This window comes from Bhargavaea sp. CC-171006, assembly GCF_009761675.1.
In the GTDB taxonomy this organism is placed as follows: Bacteria; Bacillota; Bacilli; order Bacillales_A; family Planococcaceae; genus Bhargavaea; species Bhargavaea changchunensis.
Genome location: NZ_QUZH01000030.1, coordinates 35,814 through 60,932, shown reverse-complemented (window position 1 = coordinate 60,932; position 25,119 = coordinate 35,814). Strand labels below are relative to the sequence as shown.

At 56.3% G+C, this 25,119-nt stretch carries 23 protein-coding genes and 1 other annotated feature; all 23 genes read left to right on the top strand.

The window, feature by feature from the left end; genetic code table 11:
• Positions 1–6: 6 nt before the first annotated feature.
• The 23 genes from ispD to tuf all read left to right on the top strand — a co-directional run bounded on the left by ispD (position 7) and on the right by tuf (position 24,736).
• The gene (gene ispD, locus DZC51_RS14205) at positions 7–711 is read left to right on the top strand and encodes a 2-C-methyl-D-erythritol 4-phosphate cytidylyltransferase (RefSeq protein WP_157296995.1); all 705 of its coding nucleotides are present in this window, start codon (positions 7–9) and stop codon (positions 709–711) included.
• Positions 708–1,184 (top strand): 2-C-methyl-D-erythritol 2,4-cyclodiphosphate synthase, encoded by a 477-nt coding sequence (gene ispF / locus DZC51_RS14200; RefSeq protein WP_157296994.1) that lies wholly within the window; start codon positions 708–710, stop codon positions 1,182–1,184. The genes ispD and ispF overlap by 4 nt, the downstream gene beginning before the upstream one ends.
• Before the next feature lie 250 nt (positions 1,185–1,434).
• The gene (gene gltX, locus DZC51_RS14195; RefSeq protein WP_157296992.1) at positions 1,435–2,892 is read left to right on the top strand and encodes a glutamate--tRNA ligase; all 1,458 of its coding nucleotides are present in this window, start codon (positions 1,435–1,437) and stop codon (positions 2,890–2,892) included.
• A gap of 375 nt (positions 2,893–3,267) precedes the next feature.
• Positions 3,268–3,942, top strand: a complete 675-nt coding sequence (gene cysE, locus DZC51_RS14190; RefSeq protein WP_370513699.1) for a serine O-acetyltransferase — start codon at positions 3,268–3,270, stop codon at positions 3,940–3,942.
• Positions 3,939–5,339, top strand: coding sequence for a cysteine--tRNA ligase (gene cysS, locus DZC51_RS14185; protein WP_157296988.1), 1,401 nt, complete (start codon positions 3,939–3,941; stop codon positions 5,337–5,339). The genes cysE and cysS overlap by 4 nt, the downstream gene beginning before the upstream one ends.
• 4 nt (positions 5,340–5,343) lie before the next feature.
• Positions 5,344–5,763 carry a Mini-ribonuclease 3 gene (locus tag DZC51_RS14180; RefSeq protein WP_157296986.1) on the top strand — a complete coding sequence of 140 codons (420 nt, stop codon included), beginning with the start codon at positions 5,344–5,346 and terminating at the stop codon, positions 5,761–5,763.
• Positions 5,760–6,515, top strand: coding sequence for a 23S rRNA (guanosine(2251)-2'-O)-methyltransferase RlmB (gene rlmB / locus DZC51_RS14175; protein WP_157296984.1), 756 nt, complete (start codon positions 5,760–5,762; stop codon positions 6,513–6,515). The genes DZC51_RS14180 and rlmB overlap by 4 nt, the downstream gene beginning before the upstream one ends.
• Positions 6,515–7,024, top strand: a complete 510-nt coding sequence (locus tag DZC51_RS14170; RefSeq protein WP_157296983.1) for an NYN domain-containing protein — start codon at positions 6,515–6,517, stop codon at positions 7,022–7,024. Before rlmB ends, DZC51_RS14170 begins: the two co-directional genes overlap by 1 nt.
• Positions 7,025–7,094: 70 nt before the next feature.
• Positions 7,095–7,745: an RNA polymerase sporulation sigma factor SigH gene (gene sigH, locus DZC51_RS14165; RefSeq protein WP_198304128.1), complete on the top strand. Its 651-nt coding sequence runs from the start codon at positions 7,095–7,097 to the stop codon at positions 7,743–7,745.
• Positions 7,746–7,926: 181 nt separating this feature from the next.
• Positions 7,927–8,112: a preprotein translocase subunit SecE gene (gene secE, locus DZC51_RS14160; protein ID WP_157296981.1), complete on the top strand. Its 186-nt coding sequence runs from the start codon at positions 7,927–7,929 to the stop codon at positions 8,110–8,112.
• A 204-nt stretch (positions 8,113–8,316) separates the two neighbouring features.
• Positions 8,317–8,850, top strand: a complete 534-nt coding sequence (gene nusG / locus DZC51_RS14155; RefSeq protein WP_157296979.1) for a transcription termination/antitermination protein NusG — start codon at positions 8,317–8,319, stop codon at positions 8,848–8,850.
• Between the two features lie 164 nt (positions 8,851–9,014).
• Entirely contained in the window at positions 9,015–9,440 is a 426-nt protein-coding gene (rplK, locus tag DZC51_RS14150) for a 50S ribosomal protein L11 (RefSeq protein WP_143020570.1), read from the top strand.
• A gap of 117 nt (positions 9,441–9,557) precedes the next feature.
• Positions 9,558–10,259 carry a 50S ribosomal protein L1 gene (gene rplA / locus DZC51_RS14145; RefSeq protein ID WP_157296977.1) on the top strand — a complete coding sequence of 234 codons (702 nt, stop codon included), beginning with the start codon at positions 9,558–9,560 and terminating at the stop codon, positions 10,257–10,259.
• A gap of 40 nt (positions 10,260–10,299) precedes the next feature.
• Positions 10,300–10,446 (top strand) — a sequence feature (ribosomal protein L10 leader region).
• A gap of 36 nt (positions 10,447–10,482) precedes the next feature.
• Positions 10,483–10,983, top strand: coding sequence for a 50S ribosomal protein L10 (gene rplJ, locus DZC51_RS14140; RefSeq protein WP_157296975.1), 501 nt, complete (start codon positions 10,483–10,485; stop codon positions 10,981–10,983).
• Between the two features lie 71 nt (positions 10,984–11,054).
• On the top strand, positions 11,055–11,414 hold the full coding sequence (rplL, locus tag DZC51_RS14135) for a 50S ribosomal protein L7/L12 (RefSeq protein WP_157296973.1): 360 nt from the start codon (positions 11,055–11,057) through the stop codon (positions 11,412–11,414).
• Positions 11,415–11,543: 129 nt separating this feature from the next.
• Positions 11,544–12,161: a class I SAM-dependent methyltransferase gene (locus DZC51_RS14130; RefSeq protein ID WP_157296971.1), complete on the top strand. Its 618-nt coding sequence runs from the start codon at positions 11,544–11,546 to the stop codon at positions 12,159–12,161.
• Positions 12,162–12,456: 295 nt separating this feature from the next.
• Entirely contained in the window at positions 12,457–15,999 is a 3,543-nt protein-coding gene (gene rpoB / locus DZC51_RS14125) for a DNA-directed RNA polymerase subunit beta (protein WP_157296970.1), read from the top strand.
• Between the two features lie 99 nt (positions 16,000–16,098).
• Complete coding sequence (rpoC, locus tag DZC51_RS14120; protein WP_157296968.1) at positions 16,099–19,701, top strand: DNA-directed RNA polymerase subunit beta'; 3,603 nt, start codon at positions 16,099–16,101, stop codon at positions 19,699–19,701.
• 324 nt (positions 19,702–20,025) lie between these two features.
• Entirely contained in the window at positions 20,026–20,271 is a 246-nt protein-coding gene (locus DZC51_RS14115; protein ID WP_157296966.1) for a ribosomal L7Ae/L30e/S12e/Gadd45 family protein, read from the top strand.
• Between the two features lie 97 nt (positions 20,272–20,368).
• Entirely contained in the window at positions 20,369–20,788 is a 420-nt protein-coding gene (gene rpsL, locus DZC51_RS14110) for a 30S ribosomal protein S12 (protein ID WP_008298903.1), read from the top strand.
• Between the two features lie 44 nt (positions 20,789–20,832).
• The gene (gene rpsG, locus DZC51_RS14105; protein WP_008298901.1) at positions 20,833–21,303 is read left to right on the top strand and encodes a 30S ribosomal protein S7; all 471 of its coding nucleotides are present in this window, start codon (positions 20,833–20,835) and stop codon (positions 21,301–21,303) included.
• 51 nt (positions 21,304–21,354) lie between these two features.
• Entirely contained in the window at positions 21,355–23,433 is a 2,079-nt protein-coding gene (gene fusA / locus DZC51_RS14100) for an elongation factor G (RefSeq protein ID WP_157296964.1), read from the top strand.
• A 115-nt stretch (positions 23,434–23,548) separates the two neighbouring features.
• Entirely contained in the window at positions 23,549–24,736 is a 1,188-nt protein-coding gene (tuf, locus tag DZC51_RS14095; protein ID WP_157296962.1) for an elongation factor Tu, read from the top strand.
• Positions 24,737–25,119 lie beyond the last annotated feature (383 nt).

Genomic DNA, 25,119 nt, shown 5'->3' with positions numbered 1-25,119 from the left:
AATCGAATGGAATACACAGTCATGCTGCCGGCGGCGGGAAGCGGCCGGCGGATGGGAGCAGGGGAAAACAAGCTGTTCCTTCCGCTCGCGGGGAAGCCGATCCTTGTCCGGACGCTTTCCGTGTTCCAGCAGGACCCGGACTGCACCGGCATCATCCTTGCAGTGCGTCCGGATGAACGGGACCGGATCCGGGAAATGCTGGCGGACCACGGCATCACGAAAATCACGGCGATGCCGGACGGCGGGGGAGAGCGGCAGGACAGTGTCCGCGCATGTGTCCGGGCATTTATCGCTGCGGGCGGCGGGGACGAGGCGGTCGTCATGGTGCATGACGCCGCGCGGCCTTTCCTTTCCCCCCGGGTGATCCGGGAACTGGCGGAGACGGCGCAGGAGCACGGCGCCGCGATTGCCGCGGTTCCGTCCAAGGATACCGTGAAACAGGTGGCGGCCGGAGTCGTACAATCCACGCCCGACCGGAGCACCGTGTGGCTTGTGCAGACCCCGCAGGCATTCCGCGCGGACCTGCTGGCCGAGGCTGAGGAAAAAGCGCTGTCCGAAGGATTTCTCGGTACGGACGAATCGATGCTGGTCGAGCGGCTCGGACATCCCGTCCGCGTCGTCGAGAGCACGTATGATAATCTGAAGATGACGACAAAGGTGGACCTCGCGATCGGCGAGGCGCTGTTGGAACGGCAGGAGGAGAAAGAATGATCAGGATCGGACAAGGATTTGACGTGCATGAATTCGCAGAAGGGCGCCCGCTCATCATCGGCGGCGTGACCATTCCGCACGAGCGCGGCCTCATCGGGCACTCGGATGCGGATGTGCTGTTGCATACCGTAACCGACGCTGCACTGGGCGCGATCGGCGGAGGGGATATCGGCCATCACTTCCCGGACACCGACGAGGCGTTCAAGGACGCGGATTCCGCGGTGCTGCTGGAACGGGTCTGGGCGGATGTCAAAGCGCAGGGCTGGAAGCTCGGAAATGTGGACTGCACGATTATGGCCCAGCGGCCGAAAATGGCGCCGCATATCGACAAAATCCGAACCCGCATCGCGGAACTGCTTCATGCGGATGTGTCGCAGGTGAATGTCAAGGCGACGACGACCGAAAAGCTCGGTTTTGTCGGCCGCGAAGAAGGGATTGCCGCACTCGCGGTGATTTTATTGGAGAAAGCGTAAAAACAGGGCCGCCCGGATATCTCGGGCGGCCTTTTGCGTGGAGAAGAGGGTATGAATGGGTTCGCGTACGAATCGGGGAAGTTTGCGTGCGAAAACCTCTCCGCCCCGGTGTTCGCGCACGAATCTTCAAAGTTCACGCGCAGACATCCCGGCCTTCACTCGGTTCACCCATGCCCCGCGCTTTAAAACCTCTCGCGCTGTGGTAAAATGGACGGAGCAAACATGTTCGAACGAACAGGAGGAACCAATTATGACACAGGAAGTCCGTGTACGCTATGCACCGAGTCCGACGGGGCATCTGCATATCGGGAACGCCCGGACGGCGCTCTTCAACTATCTCTACGCCCGCCACAACGGCGGCAAATTCATCATCCGGATCGAGGACACCGACGCCAAGCGCAACATCGAGGGCGGCGAGGAATCGCAGCTCCGCTACCTGAAATGGCTCGGCATGGACTGGGATGAGAGCATTGATGTCGGCGGTGAATATGGGCCGTACCGCCAATCGGAGCGGAACGACCTTTACAAGGAACTGTACGACGGTCTCCTGGAGAAGGGGCTGGCCTACAAGTGCTACTGCACCGAAGAAGAACTGGAAGCGGAGCGCGAAGCCCAGCAGGCGCGCGGGGAAATGCCGCGCTACAGCGGCAAGTGCCGTCATCTGACAGACGACGACCGCGCGAAGCTGGAAGCGGAAGGCCGCCAGCCAAGCATCCGCATTGCCGTGCCGGAAGGCCGCACGTACAAATTCCAGGACATGGTCAAGGATGAAGTATCGTTCGAATCCGGTGATTTCGGCGACTGGGTCATCGTGAAAAAGGATGGCGTGCCGACCTATAACTTCGCGGTGGCGGTCGACGACCACTATATGAAGATCTCGCATGTGCTCCGCGGGGATGACCACATCTCCAATACGCCGAAGCAGTTGATGATTTATGAGGCGTTCGGCTGGGAGCCGCCGACATTCGGCCATATGACACTGATCGTGAACGAAAGCCGCAAGAAATTGTCGAAACGTGACGAATCGATCATCCAATTTATCGAGCAATATGAGGAGCTCGGCTACCTGCCGGAGGCGCTCTTCAACTTCATCGCACTTCTCGGCTGGTCGCCGAAGGGCGAGGATGAAATCTTCTCGAAGGAAGAGTTCATCGAAATGTTCGAAGCGGACCGTCTTTCGAAGTCGCCCGCGCTTTTCGACAAGCAGAAGCTGACATGGATGAACAACCAGTACGTCAAGCAACTGCCTCTCGAGGAAGTCGTGAAGCTGGCGCTGCCGCATCTACAGAAGGCGGGCCGCCTGCCGGAAGAGCTTTCGGCAGAAGAGCGGGAATGGGCCGAGCGGTTGATCGCGTTGTACCAGGAGCAGATGAGCTTCGGTGCGGAAATTGTCGAATTGTCCGCCCAGTTCTTTAACGAAGACATCGAATACGATGAGGAAGCAAAGGCCGTCCTTTCGGGCGAGCAGGTTCCGGAAGTCATGACAGCATTCAAGACGAAGCTCGAGGAACTCGAATCGTTCGATCCGGCATCGATCAAAGGCGCAATCAAGGCCGTGCAGAAAGAGACCGGACACAAGGGCAAGAACCTCTTCATGCCGATCCGCGTCGTGACGACCGGCCAGACGCATGGTCCGGAGCTCCAGGAATCAATCTCGCTTCTTGGCCGCGACAAGGTTATCCGGCGTGTCTCCGCGTATGCAGGCTGAATGCCCCGGTCATTTTCCGCATACGGTTTAATCAATTGACTTTCCGCGTTCCCCAAGTACAATAGAGGTCAATAAGGATACAACATACCGAAAGCGACGAAGAGGAGAAGTACGTTGCGCATGCTCGACAGAGAGGGCCGCCGCCGGCTGAAAGCGGCCCGGGCCGCTGCGCGCGGAAATGCACCTCGGAGCGCCGAGCCGAAATGAAGTAGGCCGGCCGCCTTGCCCCCGTTACGGGCACCGAGGGGGGAGGGGCGCTTTTTGCTCCTCCCAAACCAGAGTGGAACCGCGCATACCAGGCGTCTCTGTCAGTTGACAGGGGCGCTTTTTGTTTTGCGGCCATGCCGCCTCCCGCCCGCCTCAGTTTTCGGATATTTGGAGGAATGCCCTACCATGTTCAAGAGGATGAAAGAAGATATTGCGACAATTTTCGACCAGGACCCTGCGGCAAGAAGTTCCTTTGAGATTGTGCTGACCTATTCGGGTCTCCATGCGCTCTGGGGCTACCGGATTGCCCATGCTTTTCACAAAAGGGGCCTGCGCTTTCTGGCCCGGTTCGTTTCCCAGGTTGTCCGGTTCCTGACCGGGATCGAGATCCACCCGGGTGCCGTCATCGGCCGCCGGTTCTTTATCGACCATGGTTCCGGCGTCGTCATCGGGGAGACCTGTGTGATCGGCGATGACGTGACGCTCTACCAGGGCGTGACACTCGGCGGGACCGGCAAGGAAAAGGGCAAGCGCCACCCGACGCTCGGCAACAACGTGCTCGTTGCGTCAGGTGCGAAGGTGCTCGGGTCGATCACGCTCGGAGACAACGTGAAAGTCGGTGCGGGGTCGGTCGTGCTGAAAGACGTTCCGCCGAATTCGACAGTCGTCGGAATTCCGGGGACTGTCGTCGTCCAAAATGGGGTCAAGGTGCCCAAAAAGCTTGACCATCAGGACATCCCGGATCCTGTCGCAGACAAATGCGACATGCTGGAAGAAAAGATCGCCCGGCTCAACAGAGAATTGGAGAAGTTGCAGGAGCAATTGAAGGAGGTAAGACGATGACCATCCAGATGTTCAATACACTCACCAGAAAAAAAGAACCGTTTGTCCCGATCGAAGAGGGTAAAGTGAAGATGTATGTATGCGGGCCCACCGTCTACAACTACATCCATATCGGCAACGCCCGCCCGGTCATCGTTTATGACACGGTCCGCAACTACCTGGAATACAAAGGCTACGACGTCCACTTCGTCTCGAACTTCACCGACGTCGACGACAAGATCATCAAAGCGGCGAACGAAATCGGTGAAGAGGTCGGTGAGCTGACGGAGCGGTTTATCGCCGCATACTTCGCGGACATCGAGGCGCTCGGCTGCCGCCATGCGGATGACCATCCGCGAGTCACGGACCATATCCGGGACATCATCGACTTTATCGGCGTGCTGATCGACAAGGGCTACGCCTACGAGTCCGGCGGCGACGTCTATTACCGGACGCGGAAGTTCGACGGCTACGGCAAGCTTTCCCAGCAGTCGATTGATGAGCTCAAGGTCGGCGCACGCATCCAGCCCGGCGAGAAAAAGGAAGATGCGCTCGACTTCGCCCTCTGGAAAGCCGCGAAGCCCGGTGAAATCTCGTGGGAAAGCCCATGGGGTGCGGGCCGTCCGGGCTGGCACATTGAGTGCTCGGTCATGGCGCGTGAAGTGCTTGGCGATACGATCGACATCCATGCAGGCGGCCAGGATCTGACTTTCCCGCACCATGAAAATGAAATCGCCCAGAGCGAGGCGCACAACGACAAAACATTTGCGAACTACTGGCTGCATAATGGCTACGTGAACATCGACAACGAGAAAATGTCGAAATCGCTCGGAAACTTCATCACCGTCCACGACATCCGGCAGAAAATCGATCCGCAGGTGCTGCGCTACTTTATGCTCACAGTCCACTACCGGAACCCGATCAACTTCTCCTCTGAGGTGATCGGGGATGCGGAAAATGCCCTCGAGCGGCTCCGCACGGCATACCGGAACCTCATGTTCCGCCTAGAGCAGACGGCGGACAACGGCGATCAGGGAGACATCTGGCTCCACAAGATCAAAGAGGCACAAAAGTCATTTGAAACCGCGATGGATGACGACTTCAACACCGCCAATGCCATAGCAGTGCTGTTCGATCTGGCCCGCCTGTCGAATACCTACCTGAACGAGAAAAACACCCAGAAAAATGTGCTTCAGGCATTCCTCGGGACGTTCAGCAAGCTTGCCGGCGTGCTCGGCATCTCGCTTGAGACCGCGCATGAGCTTCCGGGTGAAGAAGTTGATGCACTGATCGCCGAGCGCGAGGATGCGCGGAAAAACCGTGACTTCAAGCGTGCTGACGAAATCCGCGATCATCTGCTGAGCCAGGGAATCGTCCTTGAGGATACCCGGCAGGGCGTCCGCTGGAAGAGGGGCTGATCGGATGGCTGGAATCAGTGACGGCGACATCCGGCAGCTAAACGGGCTCGCGCTCGCCTACATGGGGGATGCGATCTACGAAGTGGCCATCCGCGAGCACCTGATCCGCTCCGGCCGGGCGAAGCCGAACACGCTTCACCGGCTTGCGACCGGCTATGTGTCCGCTAAGTCCCAGGCGGCCATCGTCATCTCGATGGAAGAGGGCGGATTCCTTGATGAAGCGGAGTCCGCGGTCGTCCGCCGGGGGCGGAACGCCAAATCGGGACATGCTCCGAAAAACACGGATGTGCAGACGTACAATTACAGCACGGCATTCGAGGCGCTGGTCGGCTATCTGCATCTGCTCGGCAAAAAGGAGCGGCTCGATGAAGTGATCCGGTACGCCATTGATTTTGCGGAAGCGAAAGGAGGGGATGCGCGGTGACGAACCGTGAAGAAGAAATCATTGCGGGACGCAATCCCGTGCTCGAGGCGCTGCGTTCGAGGCGCCAACTGAATAAGATCTGGATTGGAGAAGGCATACAGAAAGGCTTTGCCTCGGATATCCGCCGCCTCGCAAAAGAATCCGGCACGGTTGTTCAGCAGGTGCCGAATAAAAAGCTCGACCAGCTGACCGATCTGACCCACCAGGGCGTTGTCGCTTCCATCGCCGCCTACGACTATGCGGAAATGGACGATCTGTTCCGCAGGGCCGAAGAGCGCGGGGAAGACCCGTTTTTCCTGATTCTGGACGAGCTCGAAGACCCGCATAACCTGGGATCGATCCTCCGGACGGCGGACGCTTCCGGCGTGCACGGCATCATCATCCCGAAGCGGCGCTCCGTCGGCCTGACCGGCGTGGTCGCCAAGGCATCGACAGGCGCGATCGAACATGTCCCGGTCGTGCGGGTCGGCAATATGGCGCGCACCGTGGATGAGCTGAAAGACCGTGGTGTCTGGATTGCGGGCACCGATGCCAAGGGGGACGCCGACTACCGCAAGATGGACGCGGGCCTGCCGCTTGCCGTCATCATCGGCAGCGAGGGCCGCGGCATGAGCCGCCTTCTGCGGGACAAGTGCGACTTCCTGTATAGCCTGCCGATGGTCGGGCATGTGAATTCCCTGAATGCCTCCGTCGCCGCGGCGCTCCTGATGTACGAAGTGTTCCGGAAGCGTGATCCGGAAGGCGGTCAGTGATGGACGTCCTGCTCGTCGACGGCTACAACATCATCGGCGCATGGCCTGAGCTGAAAGCGCTCCGTGATGCCCGGCTGGAAGATGCCCGCGACCTGCTCGTCGAGCTGATGGCCGAATACCGGGCATACACGGGCTGGCGGGTGATTGTCGTATTTGATGCACAGTACGTCCCGGGCATCCCGAAGCCACAGCGGCGGCGGGATGTCGAGGTGATATTTACCAGGGAAAACGAGACGGCGGACGAGCGCATCGAGCGTCTCGCCTCCGAACTCGGGAGCCGGCGCACCCGGGTTCATGTCGCCACATCGGACTTTACCGAGCAGCGTGTCATTTTCGCGCAGGGAGCCCTGCGGAAATCCGCCCGGGAGCTCCGTCTCGAAATGGGCGAGGTGCGTGACGGCATAGCGAAACGGGTGCGGGAAATCCGCGAAAACCGGCCGTTTTCCAAGATCCCGCTCAATGACGATGTGGCCGAAATTTTCGAAAAATGGCGCCGCGGACTAAAATGAGCGGTTGACGACAATATTTTCCTTCCTGTAAACTTGTCATTAAACTCAAGGGGGACCGGGGTGATCTGAAATGATGATTGACAGCCGGAAAGAGGTTTTGGGGGAAGCGTTTGAAAACCACAGCGATGAGTCGCTTGTCGAGCTGGTGCATGCCGGAAGGTCGGACGCGCTCGATTACCTGATCCGGAAGTATCATTATTTCGTCCGGATGAAAGCGCGCTCATACTTCCTGGTCGGCGCAGACAGGGAAGACATCATACAAGAGGGCATGATCGGCCTGTACAAGGCGATCCGGGATTTCCGCGCGGACAAGCTCAGCTCGTTCCGGGCGTTCGCGGAGCTCTGCATCACGCGGCAGATCATTACGGCGATCAAGACTGCGACGCGGCAGAAGCACATTCCGCTGAATTCGTCGGTATCGCTCGACAAGCCGGTCTACGAGGATGAGTCCGAGCGGACGCTGCTGGACATGCTTACTGGGCCGGAGCTGGACGACCCTGCCGACCTCATGGTCCACCGGGAGGATTTCCACCGGCTGGAGGAAGAGGTCAACAATGTTCTGAGCACGCTTGAGCGGCAGGTGCTCGCCCTTTATCTGGAAGGACGCAGCTACCAGGAGATTTCCGATAAGCTGGACCGCCAGGTGAAGTCGATCGACAATGCTCTCCAGCGGATCAAGCGGAAACTGGAGCAACACCTTGCTGCAGGGGCGCGCCGCTAGGCACCGGGACGCGTTGACAGCCTTGTTTTCAGGTGATAGGCTTTAAATGGACCGGTCCGCGGATCGGCGGCACGGCCGTCCTGACCCGGCGGCCGGCGGAAAATCGTGATACGACGCCGGAACTTCCGGTGACACAACCACACTCGACTTAGACACTGATAATCCGGAGGTTTACGATAAAATGGGCAAGATTCGCGAGTTTTTCAGCGGCGTCGTCTCCGAGATGCGGAAGGTCAGCTGGCCAAAACGCAAAGAACTGACCAAGTATACGATCGTCGTTCTTTCGACGGTCATTTTCATGGCTTTGTACTTTGTAGTCATCGACCTCGGCATTTCGGAACTGTTCCGCTGGTTCCTGAGCATCTGACTCAGACTGTCTGAATACATGGCCACAATAGCCCGTTTGGAGGACCACACGGGCTTTTTCATTTTGCTGAAGTTTCCGGGAGCGGGTTGCGCAAGCCGGATGCGGGTACACTCTTTGGAGAAGCCGCTTCGGGTGAGCTGCCGCCCCGGCGCTCAGCCGTTCATATGGAAGTGAAAGGGAGGGACGGACGGCCAGTCCGATCGAATGGAGAAAAATTGGTACGTGGTGCACACCTATTCCGGATACGAGAACAAGGTGAAGGCTAACCTCGAAAAGCGGGTTGAAACGATGGGGATGCTCGATAAAATCTTCCGTGTCATCGTTCCCGAAGAGCAGGAAACAGAACTGAAAGACGGCAAGAAAAAGACCGTCATGCGCAAGACCTTCCCGGGATACGTCCTTGTCGAAATGATCATGACTGACGACTCCTGGTACGTCGTCCGGAACACGCCTGGCGTCACGGGCTTTATCGGCTCGTCGGGCGGCGGTGCAAAACCGACGCCGCTCATGCCGGACGAGGTGGACTTCATCCTCCGCCAGATGGGCATGAAAGAAGCCAAGGTGGAGATGGATATCGAAGAGGGCGAGCTTGTTGAAGTTCTGGAAGGGCCGTTCGCGAACTTCCAGGGCACGGTCGAGGAAGTCGATCCGTCCAAAGGCAAAGTCAAAGTCGCTGTCGAGATGTTCGGCCGTGAAACGAAGATGGAGCTTGATTTCGCCCAGATTCGTAAAATTTGACATTCCGCTTGCATGCGGAGGGTGTTAGTGGTATCATTCCATAGGTCAGGCCTAAAATAGGTCTGCTGCGGATCAACCGTATTCTACCGGCAATGCCGGCAGACACATATGAGTGGGAGGGGCAACCCTATTACCACATCACGGACTTTAAGGAGGTGCGTCTCGTGGCTAAAAAAGTAAGCAAAATCGTTAAACTGCAAATCCCTGCAGGTAAAGCAAACCCGGCACCACCGGTCGGACCGGCACTCGGTCAGGCAGGTGTAAACATCATGGGCTTCTGTAAGGAATTCAACGCACGGACATCTGACCAGGCAGGTCTCATCATCCCTGTTGAGATCACGGTTTTCGAAGACCGCTCGTTTACATTCATTACAAAAACTCCGCCGGCTGCCGTTCTTCTGAAGAAAGCAGCAGGCATCGATAAGGCGTCCGGCGAACCGAACAAAAACAAGGTTGCCGTCGTCAAGCGTGATAAAGTCCGCGAAATCGCGGAGACTAAAATGCCAGACCTCAACGCCGCTTCTGTTGAAGCAGCGATGCAGATGGTCGAAGGCACTGCCCGCAGCATGGGCATCACGATCGAAGACTGATTCTTTCACTTGATGTTGTTCTGTTACAGGAGGGTTGCGCCCGTTCTACGCGAACGCCGCAATCCTTTTTCGTGGGAGGGTTAATCCGCTATAACCACAATCAAGGAGGAAACAAACATGGCTAAAAAAGGCAAGAAGCTCGTAGAAGCGGCTAAAAAAGTAGACCGCGAACAACTCTACGGCGCAGAAGAAGCAATCGCGCTCGCTAAAGAAACGAGCACAACCAAATTCGACGCTACTGTCGAAGTCGCTTTCCGTCTCGGAATCGACACTCGTAAAAACGACCAGCAGATCCGCGGCGCAGTCGTCCTTCCAAACGGAACGGGCAAAACGCAAAAGGTCCTCGTTTTCGCAAAAGGCGAAAAAGCGAAGGAAGCGGAAGCTGCAGGCGCTGATTATGTAGGTGAAGCAGACTACGTCCAAAAGATCCAGCAAGGCTGGTTCGACTTCGACGTCGTCGTTGCGACTCCTGACATGATGGGCGAAGTCGGTAAGCTCGGCCGCGTCCTCGGACCAAAAGGCCTCATGCCGAACCCTAAGACAGGAACTGTTACATTCGACGTAACAAAAGCTGTCCAGGACATCAAAGCAGGTAAGGTTGAATACCGCGCTGACAAAGCCGGCATCATCCACGCGCCAATCGGAAAAGTTTCGTTCGACAACGAGAAGCTCATCGAGAACTTCAACACGATCTTCGAAACAATCCAGAAGGCAAAACCTGCAGCTGCAAAAGGCACTTACATGAAGTCCGTCAACGTGACGACTACAATGGGCCCTGCAGTGAAAATTGATGCGGCTAACGTTACTGTCGCAAAATAATCATTGACAACGTACCGGTAGTCTGGTAAGATTGCCGATGTTGTGAATATCGTTTGTACCGTAGACAGCAGGGGCGGCATGCCGCTTAAAATTTCCCTGCCGAGGACAAAGACGTGCTTGATCGAATGAAGCCGACTTTAATGCCCTGTGTCTGCGTACGCGGATACAGGGCTTTTCCGTTGATATGCGGTATAAATGAGCCACTCTAACAGGAGGTGTTGACATGAGCAAGATTCTCGAACAGAAACAAGCGCTCGTCGATGAAATCAGCGGCAAGCTGAAAGAAGCGGCATCCGTCGTCGTCGTGGACTACCGCGGCCTCAACGTGGCGCAAGTGACTGAACTGCGTAAACAGCTTCGCGAAGAAGGCATCGAGTTCAAAGTATACAAAAACTCGATGACTCGCCGCGCGGCTGAAGCATCAGGCCTCGAAGCACTCAACGAGTACATGACAGGCCCGAACGCGATTGCGTTCTCGAAAGAAGACGTTGTTGCTCCTGCGCGGATTATCAATAACTTCGCGAAGGACAACGATGCGCTTGAGATTAAAGCGGGCGTCATCGAAGGCAACGTTGCAACTCTGGAAGAAGTCAAGGCACTGGCGGAACTCCCATCCCGGGAAGGTCTCCTCTCCATGGTCCTCAGCGTCCTCCAGGCGCCGATCCGCAACTTCGCACTCGCTACGAAGGCAGTTGCAGACCAGAAAGAAGAACAAGGCGCATAATTCCGCAGCCTGAGCCAACGGAACGCGGCATCGCCGCATAAAATAAATCGATTTATTAGGAGGAAACATCAATGAGCAACGAGCAAATCATTGAAGCGATCAAAGAAATGACGGTCCTCGAACTGAACGACCTTGTCAAAGCTATCGAAGAAGAATTCGGCGTAACAGCAGCAGCTCCTGTAGCAGCAGCAGGCGCAGCAGGCCCTGCAGTTGAAGAAAAAACAGACTTCGACGTTGTCCTGACTTCCGCAGGCGACCAGAAGATCAAAGTCATCAAAGTTGTCCGCGAAATCACGGGCCTTGGCCTGAAAGAAGCGAAAGCGCTCGTAGACGAAGCGCCGAAGCCACTCAAAGAAGGCGTAGCGAAAGAAGAAGCAGAAGAAATGAAATCGAAGCTCGAAGAAGTCGGCGCAGGCGTCGAACTCAAGTAATCCTTGCTTCCTATACAAAAAAGCCCGTCTCAACTCGACGGGCTTTTTTATTCATGTCCAAGGGGTATGATAGGGGCGAAGGCTCCCGGCCCCGGCCGGGCACCATTTTCATGAACGGAGGCGACGGGCATGGCGGATCATTACTATTCGAAGAACCCGGGCACCGAGAGCGCGCCGCAGACCTGGACGGCGACGCTGCGCGGCATCCCGTTCCGTTTCAAGACGGATGCGGGTGTATTCAGCAAGGAAAGTGTTGATTTCGGTTCCAGGCTCCTGATCGATACATTCAGGGAACCGGAAATTCCGGGAGATCTCCTGGACATCGGCTGCGGGTACGGTCCGGTCGGACTGACTGCGGCCAGACTGCTGCCGGACAGGACCGTCCATATGGTCGACGTCAACAGCCGCGCGCTTGATCTTGCGCGCGAAAATGCCGGCGCAAACGGCGCCGGCAATACGGTGATCTATGAAAGTGACGCGGGTGCGGATGTGCGGGGAAGCGGGTTTGCGGCCATCCTGACGAATCCTCCGATCCGCGCAGGCAAGGATACGGTCTTCCGGATCTATGAAGATGCCTACCGCCTTCTCGCCGAAGGGGGCGAGCTCTGGGTTGTCATCCAGAAAAAACAGGGCGCCGCGTCCACCGAGAAGAAACTCCAGGAGCTTTTCGGGAATGCCACGGCGGAGGAAAAGAAAAAAGGCTACTTCATCTACAGATCGCTCAAAAAACGACTTGACAAACATTGACTTGACAAAAATTCGATGATAGTATAATAAAATGCACAAATAAAATTGAGGTCGTGTGCCCTTTTGACTGAAGTGCCTCCGGCTGCCCTGGCGGCTGCCGGGGCCGGACAATCGCATTGTATCGTATAGTCCGGCTCTTCAATTGGGAATACTGGCCCGGAATGGAATAAGCCTGGTGAAACCGAAAATGAGCTTCTGCATCGGACTCGTTTTCTTTTTGTCTTTTCGGATATCATACATCAATTTGCCGGCATCCGCAAAGACCCATTATCGCTTTAATTGAGGGGTGAATCAGTTGACAGGTCAACTAGTTCAGTACGGTCAACATCGTCAGCGCAGGAGTTTTGCGCGGATCAGTGAGGTGCTTGAGCTCCCGAATCTGATCGAGATCCAGACGAAGTCCTATGAATGGTTCCTAGAGGAAGGCCTGCGGGACATGTTCCGAGACATTTCTCCGATCGAGGACTTTACGGGCAATCTTTCGCTTGAATTCGTCGACTACAGCCTCGGCGAACCGAAGTATCCGGTCGGCGAGTCGAAAGAGCGCGATGCGACGTACGCGGCACCGCTCCGCGTCAAGGTGCGCCTCCATAATAAAGAAACCGAGGAAGTAAAGGAGCAGGACGTCTTCATGGGCGACTTCCCGCTCATGACGGACAACGGGACGTTCATCATCAACGGCGCGGAACGCGTCATCGTCTCCCAGCTCGTGCGCTCCCCGAGCGTCTACTTCCACGACAAGACGGACAAAAACGGTAAGCGCGGCTTCGGAGCGACAGTCATCCCGAACCGCGGCGCATGGCTTGAATACGAGACGGACGCGAAAGATGTCGTCCACGTCCGTATCGACCGCACGCGCAAACTGCCGGTAACGGTCCTCTTGCGCGCGCTCGGTTTCGGCTCCGATCAGGAGATCATCGATCTGATCGGTGATAATGAATACCTTCAGAACACACTGGAGAAGGACAGCACCGAAAGCACCGAGAAAGCACTTCTTGAAATCTACGAGCGCCTCCGCCCGGGCGAACCGCCTACGGTCGAGAGCGCGAAGAACTTGCTCTACTCCCGTTTCTTTGATCCGAAGCGCTACGACCTTGCCAACGTCGGCCGCTATAAGATGAACAAGAAGCTCAGCATCAAAAACCGCCTCCTCAACCAGACGCTCGCTGAAGCGATCGCTGATCCGGAGACGGGTGAGATCATTGCGGAGAAGGGGACGCTGCTTGACCGCCGCGAACTCGACCGCATCATCCCGTTCCTCGAGCAGGGCGCCGGCTATGAAACGCTTGAGCCGGTCGGCGGCGTACTCGACGAGGATATCACGATTTCTTCCGTGAAGATCTATGCACCGAACAGCGAAGATGAGAAAGTCATCAACGTCATCGGCAATGCAGATATCGAAGAAGAAGTGAAGCACGTCACCCCTGCGGACATCGTGTCGTCGATCAGCTACTTCTTCAACCTGCTTTATCAGGTCGGCACGACCGATGACATCGACCACCTCGGCAACCGCCGTCTCCGTTCGGTCGGGGAGCTGCTGCAGAACCAGTTCCGCATCGGCCTTTCCCGGATGGAGCGCGTCGTCCGCGAACGGATGTCGATCAACGATACACAATCTATTGTGCCTCAGCAGCTGATTAATATCCGTCCGGTCATCGCATCGATCAAGGAATTCTTCGGCAGCTCCCAGCTGTCACAGTTCATGGACCAGACAAACCCGCTTGCGGAACTGACGCATAAGCGCCGCCTCTCCGCACTCGGGCCGGGCGGGCTCACCCGTGAGCGCGCCGGCATGGAAGTCCGTGACGTCCACTACTCCCACTATGGCCGCATGTGTCCGATCGAGACGCCGGAAGGCCCGAACATCGGACTCATCAACTCGCTCTCGACTTACGCGAAAGTGAACAAATTCGGCTTCATTGAAACACCATACCGCCGCGTGGACCCGGAGACGGGTATCGTCACCGACCGGATCGACTACCTGACGGCCGACGAAGAGGACAACTATGTCGTCGCCCAGGCGAACGCTCCGCTTGATGAAGAGAAGCGCTTCGTGAATGAAGAGGTTGTCGGCCGTTTCCGCGGTGACAACTCGGTCTTCAAGCGCGAATCGATCGACTACATGGACGTTTCGCCGAAACAGGTTGTCTCGGCTGCGACTGCCTGCATCCCGTTCCTCGAGAACGATGACTCGAACCGTGCCCTCATGGGTGCGAACATGCAGCGTCAGGCTGTTCCGCTCCTCAATCCGGAAGCGCCGTTTGTCGGCACCGGGATGGAGTATGTCTCGGCACGCGACTCTGGCGCGGCGATTGTCTCGAGGCACCACGGTATCGTGGAGCACGTTGAGGCCAAGGAAGTCCGCGTCCGCCGCATCGAGACGGTGGACGGCAAAGAAGTCAAGGGCGACCTTGACATCTACCCATTCGAAAAATTCATCCGTTCCAACCAGGGGACATGCTATAACCAGCGTCCGATCGTCAAGGTCGGTGACCGCGTCGAGCCGCTTACCGTACTCGGTGACGGCCCGTCGATGGAAGACGGAGAGCTCGCGCTCGGCCGCAACGTCCTGGTCGCATTCATGACTTGGGACGGCTTCAACTACGAGGATGCCGTCATCATGAGCGAACGCCTGGTGAAGGACGATGTCTATACATCGATCCACATTGAAGAATACGAGTCCGACTCCCGCGACACGAAACTCGGGCCTGAAGAAATCACCCGTGACATTCCGAACGTCGGTGAAGACGCACTCCGCAACCTTGATGAGCGCGGAATCATCCGTGTCGGCGCGGAAGTTCGCGACGGCGACATCCTCGTCGGCAAGGTCACGCCTAAGGGCGTCACCGAACTGACGGCGGAAGAGCGGCTCCTCCACGCGATCTTCGGCGAGAAGGCCCGTGAAGTCCGCGACACCTCGCTGCGCGTTCCTCACGGTGCAGGCGGAATCGTCCTCGACGTCAAAGTGTTCAATCGCGAAGACGGCGACGAGCTCGCACCGGGTGTAAACCAGCTCGTGCGTGTCTACATCGTCCAGAAGCGGAAAATCTCCGTGGGCGACAAAATGGCGGGCCGCCACGGGAACAAGGGTGTCATCTCCCGGATCCTTCCGGAAGAGGACATGCCGTTCATGCCGGATGGCACGCCTGTAGACATCATGCTTAACCCGCTCGGCGTTCCTTCCCGGATGAACATCGGCCAGGTGCTCGAGCTTCACCTCGGCATGGCTGCCCGTTACCTTGGCCTCCATATGGCGACTCCGGTCTTCGACGGTGCCAACGAAGAAGACGTCTGGGAAACCATGGAAGAAGCCGGAATGGACCGCTCGGGTAAAACAACCCTTTACGACGGCCGCTCCGGTGAACCGTTCGACAACAAAGTGTCGGTCGGCATCATGTACATGATCAAGCTCGCCCACATGGTCGACGATAAGCTCCACGCCCGTTCGACCGGGCCATACTCCCTCGTCACGCAACAGCCGCTCGGCGGTAAGGCGCAGTTCGGCGGACAGCGTTTCGGCGAGATGGAAGTCTGGGCACTTGAAGCGTACGGTGCAGCCTACACGCTCCAGGAAATCCTGACGGTCAAGTCTGATGACGTCGTCGGACGCGTGAAGACCTATGAAGCGATCGTCAAAGGGGAGAACATCCCGCAGCCGGGCATCCCTGAATCGTTCAAGGTCCTCATCAAGGAACTCCAGTCCCTCGGCCTCGATGTCAAAATGCTGACGGAAGAGTACGAGGAGATCGAGCTCCGCGACCTTGACGAAGACGAAGACCTCCAGCCGACGGATGCGCTGAACATCCTGCCGGAGCAGGAAACGATCGGAGCCGAGTAACGCGATAAAATTGCAGCGGGGCGGCTCGGCCGCCCGGAAACGCTGCGTTGCCATGAACGGTGAGCCTGTTCAGATTGAGACTAAAGGGAGGTAGGCTCCTTGATAGATGTAAATAATTTCGAGTATATGAAAATCGGCCTGGCATCCCCGGACAAAATCCGGTCGTGGTCATACGGTGAAGTCAAAAAGCCGGAAACGATCAACTACCGGACGCTGAAGCCGGAGAAAGACGGCCTGTTCTGCGAACGGATCTTCGGTCCGACAAAAGACTGGGAGTGCCACTGCGGTAAATACAAGCGCGTCCGCTATAAGGGCGTCGTCTGTGACCGCTGCGGCGTCGAAGTGACCCGCGCCAAAGTCCGCCGCGAACGCATGGGCCATATCGAGCTTGCGGCTCCGGTATCCCATATCTGGTATTTCAAAGGCATCCCGAGCCGCATGGGGCTTCTTCTTGACATGTCCCCGCGCTCGCTAGAGGAAGTCATCTACTTCGCTTCCTATGTCGTGACTGACCCTGCAGACACTGGCCTTGAGCGCAAGCAGCTTCTGTCCGAGCGCGAATACCGCGCGTACCGCGAAAAGTACGGCAATAAATTCTCCGCGCTCATGGGTGCGGAGGCGATCGAGAGGCTTCTTAAGCAGATCGACCTCGACAAAGAGGCCGACGCGCTGAAAGAAGAGCTCAAGACGGCACAGGGCCAGCGCCGCACACGCGCCATCAAGCGCCTGGAAGTCGTCGAATCGTTCCGCCATTCCGGCAATAACCCGGAATGGATGATTCTCGAAGTGCTTCCGGTCATCCCGCCGGAACTCCGCCCGATGGTCCAGCTGGACGGCGGACGCTTCGCGACATCGGACCTGAACGACCTGTACCGCCGGGTGATCAACCGGAACAACCGCCTCAAGCGCCTGCTTGACCTCGGTGCACCGGGAATCATCGTCCAGAACGAGAAGCGGATGCTGCAGGAAGCCGTCGATGCCCTCATCGACAACGGCCGCCGCGGCCGTCCGGTGACCGGTCCGGGCAACCGCCCGCTCAAGTCCCTTTCGCACATGCTGAAGGGTAAGCAGGGCCGCTTCCGCCAGAACCTTCTCGGAAAGCGCGTCGACTACTCCGGCCGATCCGTTATCGTCGTCGGTCCGAACCTGAAGATGTACCAGTGCGGCCTGCCGCGCGAAATGGCGATCGAGCTGTTCAAGCCGTTCGTCATGAAGGAACTCGTCGAACGCGGCCTCGCTCACAACATCAAGAGCGCAAAGCGCAAGATCGAACGCCTTCATTCGGACGTTTGGGATGTCCTTGAAGAAGTCATCAAGGAACACCCGGTACTCCTGAACCGCGCACCGACGCTTCACCGCCTCGGGATCCAGGCGTTCGAGCCGACGCTTGTCGAAGGCCGTGCCATCCGTCTTCACCCGCTCGTATGTACGGCATACAACGCCGACTTCGACGGCGACCAGATGGCGGTCCACGTGCCGCTGTCCGCAGAAGCACAGGCGGAAGCCCGCCTTCTCATGCTTGCGGCACAGAACATCCTGAACCCGAAAGACGGGAAGCCTGTCGTAACACCTTCCCAGGATATGGTCCTCGGGAACTACTACCTGACGCTCGAGCGCAAAGGCGCAATGGGCGAAGGGATGGTCTTCAGCAATTCGGACGAAGTGATGGTCGCCTACCAGAACGGTTACGTGCACCTGCACAGCCGGATCGCCATCCATGCGTCATCGCAGAACAACCCGACATTCACGGAAGAGCAGAACCGGCAGCTGCTCATGACGACAGTCGGCAAGGTCATCTTCAACGAGATCCTTCCGGAGTCGTTCCCGTACATCAACGAGCCGACAAACCACAACCTGCAGGTCGAGACGCCTGAGAAGTACTTCATCGATCCGACTGATGACGTCAAGGCGAGGATCCAGGAAGCGGAACTTGTCCAGCCGTTCAAGAAGAAAATCCTTGGGAACATCATCGCCGAGATCTTCAAACGGTTCCATATCACGGAAACGTCGAAGATGCTTGACCGCATGAAAGACCTCGGATTCAAATATTCGACCCGTGCCGGCATCACGATCGGCATCTCGGACATCGTCGTCCTTCCGAACAAGGGAGAAATCCTACAGGAAGCACAAGGAAAGGTCGACAAGGTCACGAAGCAGTTCCGCCGCGGTCTCATCACCGAAGAGGAACGCTACGACCGCGTCATCTCGTATTGGTCCCAGGCCAAGGACACCATCCAGTCCCAGCTGATGGAGTCTCTCGAGAACACTAACCCGATCTTCATGATGTCCGACTCCGGTGCCCGTGGTAACGCATCGAACTTTACGCAGCTTGCGGGGATGCGGGGCCTCATGGCCAACCCGGCCGGCCGGATCATCGAACTCCCGATCAAGTCGTCGTTCCGTGAAGGCCTCACAGTCCTCGAGTACTTCATCTCGACACACGGTGCGCGTAAAGGTCTTGCCGATACGGCGCTGAAGACGGCCGACTCGGGTTACCTGACACGGCGTCTCGTCGATGTCGCGCAGGACGTCATCGTACGCGAAGACGACTGCGGCACGGACCGCGGCCTTGAAGTGAGCGCGCTCACCGAAGGCACGGAAATCATCGAAACGCTTGATGAGCGGATCATCGGACGCCACGCAAAGAAATCGGTGCGCCATCCGGAAACGGGCGAAATGCTCGTCGACCGCGACGGCCTCATCACCGAAGACATCGCGCGTGCGATCCTGGATGCGGGCGTCGAAACCGTCACCATCCGTTCCGCGTTCACGTGCAACACGAAGCACGGTATCTGCAAGAAGTGCTACGGCATGAACCTGGCGACAGGCGAAGCGGTCGAAGTCGGCGAAGCCGTCGGCATCATCGCGGCGCAGTCGATCGGGGAGCCGGGCACGCAGCTGACGATGCGTACGTTCCACACAGGCGGTGTTGCCGGAGACGACATCACCCAGGGTCTTCCGCGTATCCAGGAAATCTTCGAATCACGGAACCCGAAAGGCCAGGCAGTCATTTCCGAGATCGATGGTGTCATCACCGAGATCGACGAGATCCGTGAAGGCCAGAAGGAGATCACCGTCACCGGCGAAGTCGAGACACGCAAGTATACGCCACCGTATAACTCGCGCCTCCGCTTCGGCCTGAACGACACGATCAAGCGCGGCGATGCGCTGACAGAAGGATCCATCGATCCGAAGCAGCTGATCGTCGTCAAGGACGTCAAGACTGTCCAGGAATACCTGCTGAAGGAAGTCCAGAAGGTCTACCGGATGCAGGGCGTTGAGATCAGCGACAAGCACGTCGAGGTCATGGTCCGTCAGATGATGCGCAAAGTCCGTGTCATCGAAGCCGGCGAGACCGACCTCCTGCCGGGCACGCTGCTCGACATCCACCAGTTCACGGAAGCGAACTTCGATGCCATCCGCGACGGCCGGCTGCCTGCAACAAGCCGCCCGGTCATCCTCGGAATCACGAAGGCGTCCCTCGAGACGGAATCCTTCCTCTCGGCCGCCTCATTCCAGGAGACGACACGCGTCCTCACCGATGCAGCCATCAAAGGCAAGATGGACGAACTCCTCGGACTCAAGGAGAACGTCATCATCGGGAAGCTTGTTCCTGCCGGTACCGGCATGCAGCGCTACCGCCAGATCGAAATGGCCTACGAAGGCATGGAAGAACAGGAAGAAACCGCAACAGCGGAATAATCCATGAAGATCCCCCGGGAAGCTTAATGCTTTCCGGGGGTTTTTGTGTGGGGCATGCCGGGAATAGGGGCGGAGGATTGTGGAATCGTACTTATATATGGCAGTTTAGTAGTATGGTTCGGTAAATCGTAGTTCGCAGCCGCAAATCGTATGATAGGGAGAGAAATTGTACTATAGGAGTCATCATCATCGCCGTTTTTCTCTGGGGTATTCGCCCTTTTTCGAGCTCAGGAAAAATGATATGTTTTTTATTGACATACGGAATCAGGGATGATAATATGTTCAAGGTTGAGAGTTGACTTTTGGTTCCTTGGAGGAAATGGCATGTCTCATGGACAAGCGAATCAGAAACAGACGATCATCGGTATAAAGCAGGCAGTAAAGGCGCTCCGGAAGGGCCGGGTGCGGGAAGTGATTCTCGCCGCGGATGCTGACGGGCGGCTGATCGGCGACGTTCTGTCCCTTGCGGAAGAGAACGGGATTCCGGTACGCTATGAAGGCACGAGGAAAGACCTCGGCCGGGCATACGGAATCGATGTCGGCGCTTCGGTCATCGCCATTACTGAGTAGGTTTTTGCGTCATGCTGCGCAAAGACTTTGTTTTTACCCCTAAAATGAACCACCTGGATGTGTGGTATTAAAAAGAACTGAAGGGAGGACCCTATCGATGCCAACAATTAACCAACTGGTCCGCAACCCGCGCAAGTCGAAAGCGACCAAGTCGAAGTCTCCGGCACTCGGGAAAGGTTACAACAGCTTCAAGAAATCTCTTACAGATGTGAACTCGCCACAAAAGCGCGGTGTCTGCACACGTGTCGGCACTATGACGCCTAAGAAGCCGAACTCCGCGCTTCGTAAATACGCTCGTGTGCGTCTGACGAACACGATTGAAGTCAACGCGTATATCCCTGGCGAAGGCCACAACCTGCAAGAGCACAGTGTTGTCCTGATCCGCGGCGGCCGTGTTAAAGACCTTCCGGGTGTCCGCTACCATATCGTACGCGGCGCCCTCGATACAGCCGGCGTTCAAGGCCGTATGCAGAGCCGTTCCCAATACGGCGCGAAGAAGCCAAAAGAGAAAAAATAATACACCTTCCAAAGGTGTCGTAAAGTTTGAAAGGAGGAACACACATGCCTCGTAAAGGTCCAGTAGCAAAACGTGACGTGTTGCCTGATCCGCTGTATAACTCGAAGCTCGTGACACGTCTTGTAAACAAAATCATGGTAGACGGCAAGAAGGGTACTGCCCAGAAAGCCCTCTACGGCGCATTCGAAATCGTCCGTGAGCGTTCCGGTAAGGATCCTCTGGAAGTATTCGAAGCAGCACTCGAAAACATCATGCCAGTCCTCGAAGTCCGTGCCCGCCGTGTCGGTGGCGCGAACTACCAGGTACCGGTTGAAGTCCGCCCTGACCGCCGTGTCACACTCGGCCTCCGCTACCTCGTCAACTACTCCCGCCTGCGCGGTGAGAAGACGATGGAAGAGCGCCTGGCTAACGAGATCCTTGATGCATCCAACAACACTGGTGCATCCGTGAAGCGTCGCGAAGACCTTCACAAAATGGCGGAAGCGAACAAAGCATTCGCTCACTACCGCTGGTAAGTTCAAGCCGAAGTCCACTCTATTCCGACATAACAGGAGGAGAAACACATTATGGCTAGAGAATTCTCCTTGGAGAACACTCGTAACATCGGGATCATGGCTCACATTGATGCCGGTAAGACTACAACAACCGAGCGTATCCTTTATTACACAGGTAAGATCCACAAAATCGGCGAAACGCACGAAGGTGCTTCCCAGATGGACTGGATGGAGCAGGAACAGGAGCGCGGAATCACGATCACTTCCGCCGCGACGACTGCTGCATGGAAAGGCCACCGCGTCAACATCATCGACACCCCGGGACACGTCGACTTCACAGTTGAAGTAGAACGTTCCCTCCGCGTACTCGATGGTGCGGTAACGGTTCTTGACGCCCAGTCCGGCGTTGAGCCACAGACAGAGACAGTATGGCGCCAGGCAACCACTTACGGCGTACCTCGTCTCGTGTTCGTCAACAAGATGGACAAGACAGGCGCAGACTTCCTCTACGCTGTCAAAACACTGCACGACCGTCTCGATGCAAATGCGCATCCGATTCAGCTTCCAATCGGTGCTGAAGACGAATTCCGCGGCATCATCGACCTCGTCGAGCAGAAAGCCATCCTGTATGGCAACGACCTCGGAACAGATGTCGAAGTCACTGAAATTCCTGCCGAATACCAGGAGCAGGCTGACGAATACCGCGAAAAGCTCATCGAAGCACTTGCGGAGTTCGACGAAGAGCTCATGGAGAAATACCTCGGCGGAGAAGAACTCTCTGTTGAAGAGATCAAGGCTGCTATCCGTAAAGCGACACTCGCGGTAGAATTCTACCCGGTCGTCCTCGGTACAGCGTTCAAGAACAAAGGTGTCCAGCTCGTCCTTGACGCAGTTGTCGACTACCTCCCGTCCCCGCTGGACATTCCGGCAATCGACGGCACTGACCCTGACACAGGCGAAGCAATGGAACGCCATGCCGATGACAGCGAGCCATTCTCGGCACTCGCGTTCAAGGTCATGACTGACCCGTTCGTCGGTAAGCTGACATTCTTCCGTGTCTACTCCGGTGTCCTTCAGTCCGGTTCTTACGTTCAGAACTCGACAAAAGGCAAGCGTGAGCGCGTCGGCCGGATCCTGCAGATGCACGCGAACTCCCGTGAGGAGATCTCCGAAGTGCATGCAGGTGAAATCGCGGCTGCCGTCGGCCTGAAAGACACAGGCACAGGCGACACGCTCTGCGACGAGAAAGCACTCGTCATCCTTGAGTCGATGGAATTCCCTGAGCCGGTTATCTCGGTTGCAATCGAGCCGAAGACCAAAGGCGACCAGGACAAGATGGGCATTGCCCTCGGCAAGCTCCAGGAAGAAGACCCTACATTCCGCGCGCATACTGACCAGGAAACTGGTGAAGTTATCATTGCGGGTATGGGTGAACTTCACCTCGACATCATCGTTGACCGCCTCAAGCGCGAGTTCAAGGTTGAAGCGAACGTCGGTGCGCCTCAGGTATCCTACCGTGAGACGTTCCGCCAGACTGCAAATGTCGAAGGTAAATTCGTACGCCAGTCCGGCGGCCGCGGTCAGTTCGGCCACGTCTGGATCGAATTCTCGCCAAACGAAGAAGGCGCCGGCTTCGAGTTCACGAACGGCATCGTCGGTGGTGTTGTTCCGCGTGAATACGTTCCTGCTGTTGAAGCGGGCGTTAGAGACGCACTCGAAAACGGTGTTGTGGCAGGATTCCCTGTCATCGACGTCAAAGCCAAGCTCTTCGATGGTTCTTACCACGATGTTGACTCCAGCGAAATGGCGTTCAAGATTGCCGCTTCCATGGCAGTCAAGAACGCAGTATCGAAGGTCAACGCTGTACTTCTTGAGCCGATGATGAAAGTTGAAGTTGTCATCCCTGAAGAGTACATGGGCGACATCATGGGCGACATCACTTCCCGACGCGGCCGCGTTGAAGGTATGGAAGCCCGCGGTAACGCTCAAGTCGTCCGCGCGATGGTTCCACTTTCCGAAATGTTCGGCTATGCGACATCGCTCCGCTCGAACACGCAGGGCCGCGGCACATTCTCGATGGTGTTCGATCACTACGAGGAAGTTCCTAAGTCCATCCGGGAAGAAATCGTCAAAAAAGTTAAAGGTGAATAATTGAAATTCCCCTTTGATTCAAGTATAACTAACCTATAAGATATGGAAGGTGGGGAAGTGCGGCTTCCCCGCGGACCATACCAACTATCTCTTACATTTAAGGAGGATTTTCCTAATGGGTAAAGAAAAATTCGATCGCTCCAAAACGCATGCGAACATCGGTACAATTGGTCACGTTGACCATGGTAAAACAACTCTGACTGCTGCAATCGCGACAGTTCTCGCGAAAAAAGGCGGCGGTGAAGCACGTTCTTACGCTGATGTTGACAACGCTCCTGAAGAAAAAGAGCGCGGGATCACAATCAACACTTCCCACATCGAGTATGAAACAGAAAGCCGCCACTACGCACACGTTGACTGCCCAGGTCACGCTGACTATGTCAAGAACATGATCACTGGTGCAGCTCAGATGGACGGCGGAATCCTCGTTGTATCCGCAGCTGACGGCCCAATGCCACAAACTCGTGAGCACATCCTCCTGTCCCGTCAGGTTGGTGTTCCTTACCTCGTCGTATTCCTTAACAAGTGCGACATGGTTGACGACGAAGAACTTCTTGAACTCGTTGAAATGGAAGTCCGTGACCTCCTTTCCGAGTACGACTTCCCTGGCGATGACGTTCCAGTCATCAAAGGTTCCGCTCTGAAAGCCCTCGAAGGCGAAGCAGAATGGGAAGAGAAAATCGTTGAGCTCATGGACGCAGTTGACAGCTACATCCCAACTCCAGAGCGCGACACTGAAAAGCCATTCATGATGCCTGTCGAGGACGTATTCTCGATCACAGGCCGTGGTACTGTTGCAACAGGCCGTGTAGAACGTGGACAAGTTAAAGTCGGCGACACTGTTGAAATCATCGGTCTTGCTGAAGAAGCAAAATCGACTACAGTAACAGGCGTTGAAATGTTCCGTAAGCTTCTCGACTATGCAGAAGCTGGCGACAACATCGGTGCGCTTCTCCGTGGTGTTGCACGTGAAGACATCCAGCGTGGCCAAGTTCTTGCGAAGCCAGGCTCGATCACTCCACACACTAACTTCAAATCTGAAGTTTACGTTCTGTCCAAAGAAGAAGGTGGCCGTCACACGCCATTCTTCTCCAACTACCGCCCGCAGTTCTACTTCCGTACAACTGACGTAACCGGCATCATCACGCTTCCAGAAGGCGTTGAAATGGTTATGCCTGGCGACAACGTTGAAATGACAGTAGAACTCATCTCGCCAATCGCGATCGAAGAAGGTACTAAATTCTCGATCCGTGAAGGTGGCCGCACAGTTGGTGCAGGCGTCGTAGCTTCTATCCAGAAGTAATCTGAGAAGATGATGTAAATCGAATATCGGAAGCGGGCCGGCCTGATCAGCCGCTCCGCTTCCAAAGTCCAGACGTGGACTTTGACCTCCGCCCAGACGTGGGCGGGGGTCTTTTTTTGTTTGTACGGAATTCCCTGCACTCCATGCCAAATCGGGATGGAACTCCTCTCTTGACTTCCTTTTTTCTATATCGGTTAAGGCCCTCGCATCGGCAGGTGATTACGCTTCCAATCAACCTTGCGAAATAATTCTCAAATTATTTTTAAGAAGTGCAGAATGCGATATATCAACGTTTGCAAACGTTTACAGACTGAATCCAATTCTAAATTGCACAAAAACTTGGAAAAAGCGACTTGACGCAATATTTTAACCGCGTTATGATG

What these genes read in the sequence shown, in the direction of transcription:
- ispD (WP_157296995.1), top strand. Translation starts at nt 7, where the DNA reads ATGGAATACACAGTCATGCTGCCGGCGGCGGGAAGCGGCCGGCGGATG.
- ispF (WP_157296994.1), top strand. Translation starts at nt 708, where the DNA reads ATGATCAGGATCGGACAAGGATTTGACGTGCATGAATTCGCAGAAGGG.
- gltX (WP_157296992.1), top strand. Translation starts at nt 1,435, where the DNA reads ATGACACAGGAAGTCCGTGTACGCTATGCACCGAGTCCGACGGGGCAT.
- cysS (WP_157296988.1), top strand. Translation starts at nt 3,939, where the DNA reads ATGACCATCCAGATGTTCAATACACTCACCAGAAAAAAAGAACCGTTT.
- DZC51_RS14180 (WP_157296986.1), top strand. Translation starts at nt 5,344, where the DNA reads ATGGCTGGAATCAGTGACGGCGACATCCGGCAGCTAAACGGGCTCGCG.
- DZC51_RS14170 (WP_157296983.1), top strand. Translation starts at nt 6,515, where the DNA reads ATGGACGTCCTGCTCGTCGACGGCTACAACATCATCGGCGCATGGCCT.
- sigH (WP_198304128.1), top strand. Translation starts at nt 7,095, where the DNA reads ATGATGATTGACAGCCGGAAAGAGGTTTTGGGGGAAGCGTTTGAAAAC.
- secE (WP_157296981.1), top strand. Translation starts at nt 7,927, where the DNA reads ATGGGCAAGATTCGCGAGTTTTTCAGCGGCGTCGTCTCCGAGATGCGG.
- nusG (WP_157296979.1), top strand. Translation starts at nt 8,317, where the DNA reads ATGGAGAAAAATTGGTACGTGGTGCACACCTATTCCGGATACGAGAAC.
- rplA (WP_157296977.1), top strand. Translation starts at nt 9,558, where the DNA reads ATGGCTAAAAAAGGCAAGAAGCTCGTAGAAGCGGCTAAAAAAGTAGAC.
- rplJ (WP_157296975.1), top strand. Translation starts at nt 10,483, where the DNA reads ATGAGCAAGATTCTCGAACAGAAACAAGCGCTCGTCGATGAAATCAGC.
- rplL (WP_157296973.1), top strand. Translation starts at nt 11,055, where the DNA reads ATGAGCAACGAGCAAATCATTGAAGCGATCAAAGAAATGACGGTCCTC.
- DZC51_RS14130 (WP_157296971.1), top strand. Translation starts at nt 11,544, where the DNA reads ATGGCGGATCATTACTATTCGAAGAACCCGGGCACCGAGAGCGCGCCG.
- DZC51_RS14115 (WP_157296966.1), top strand. Translation starts at nt 20,026, where the DNA reads ATGTCTCATGGACAAGCGAATCAGAAACAGACGATCATCGGTATAAAG.
- rpsL (WP_008298903.1), top strand. Translation starts at nt 20,369, where the DNA reads ATGCCAACAATTAACCAACTGGTCCGCAACCCGCGCAAGTCGAAAGCG.
- rpsG (WP_008298901.1), top strand. Translation starts at nt 20,833, where the DNA reads ATGCCTCGTAAAGGTCCAGTAGCAAAACGTGACGTGTTGCCTGATCCG.
- fusA (WP_157296964.1), top strand. Translation starts at nt 21,355, where the DNA reads ATGGCTAGAGAATTCTCCTTGGAGAACACTCGTAACATCGGGATCATG.
- tuf (WP_157296962.1), top strand. Translation starts at nt 23,549, where the DNA reads ATGGGTAAAGAAAAATTCGATCGCTCCAAAACGCATGCGAACATCGGT.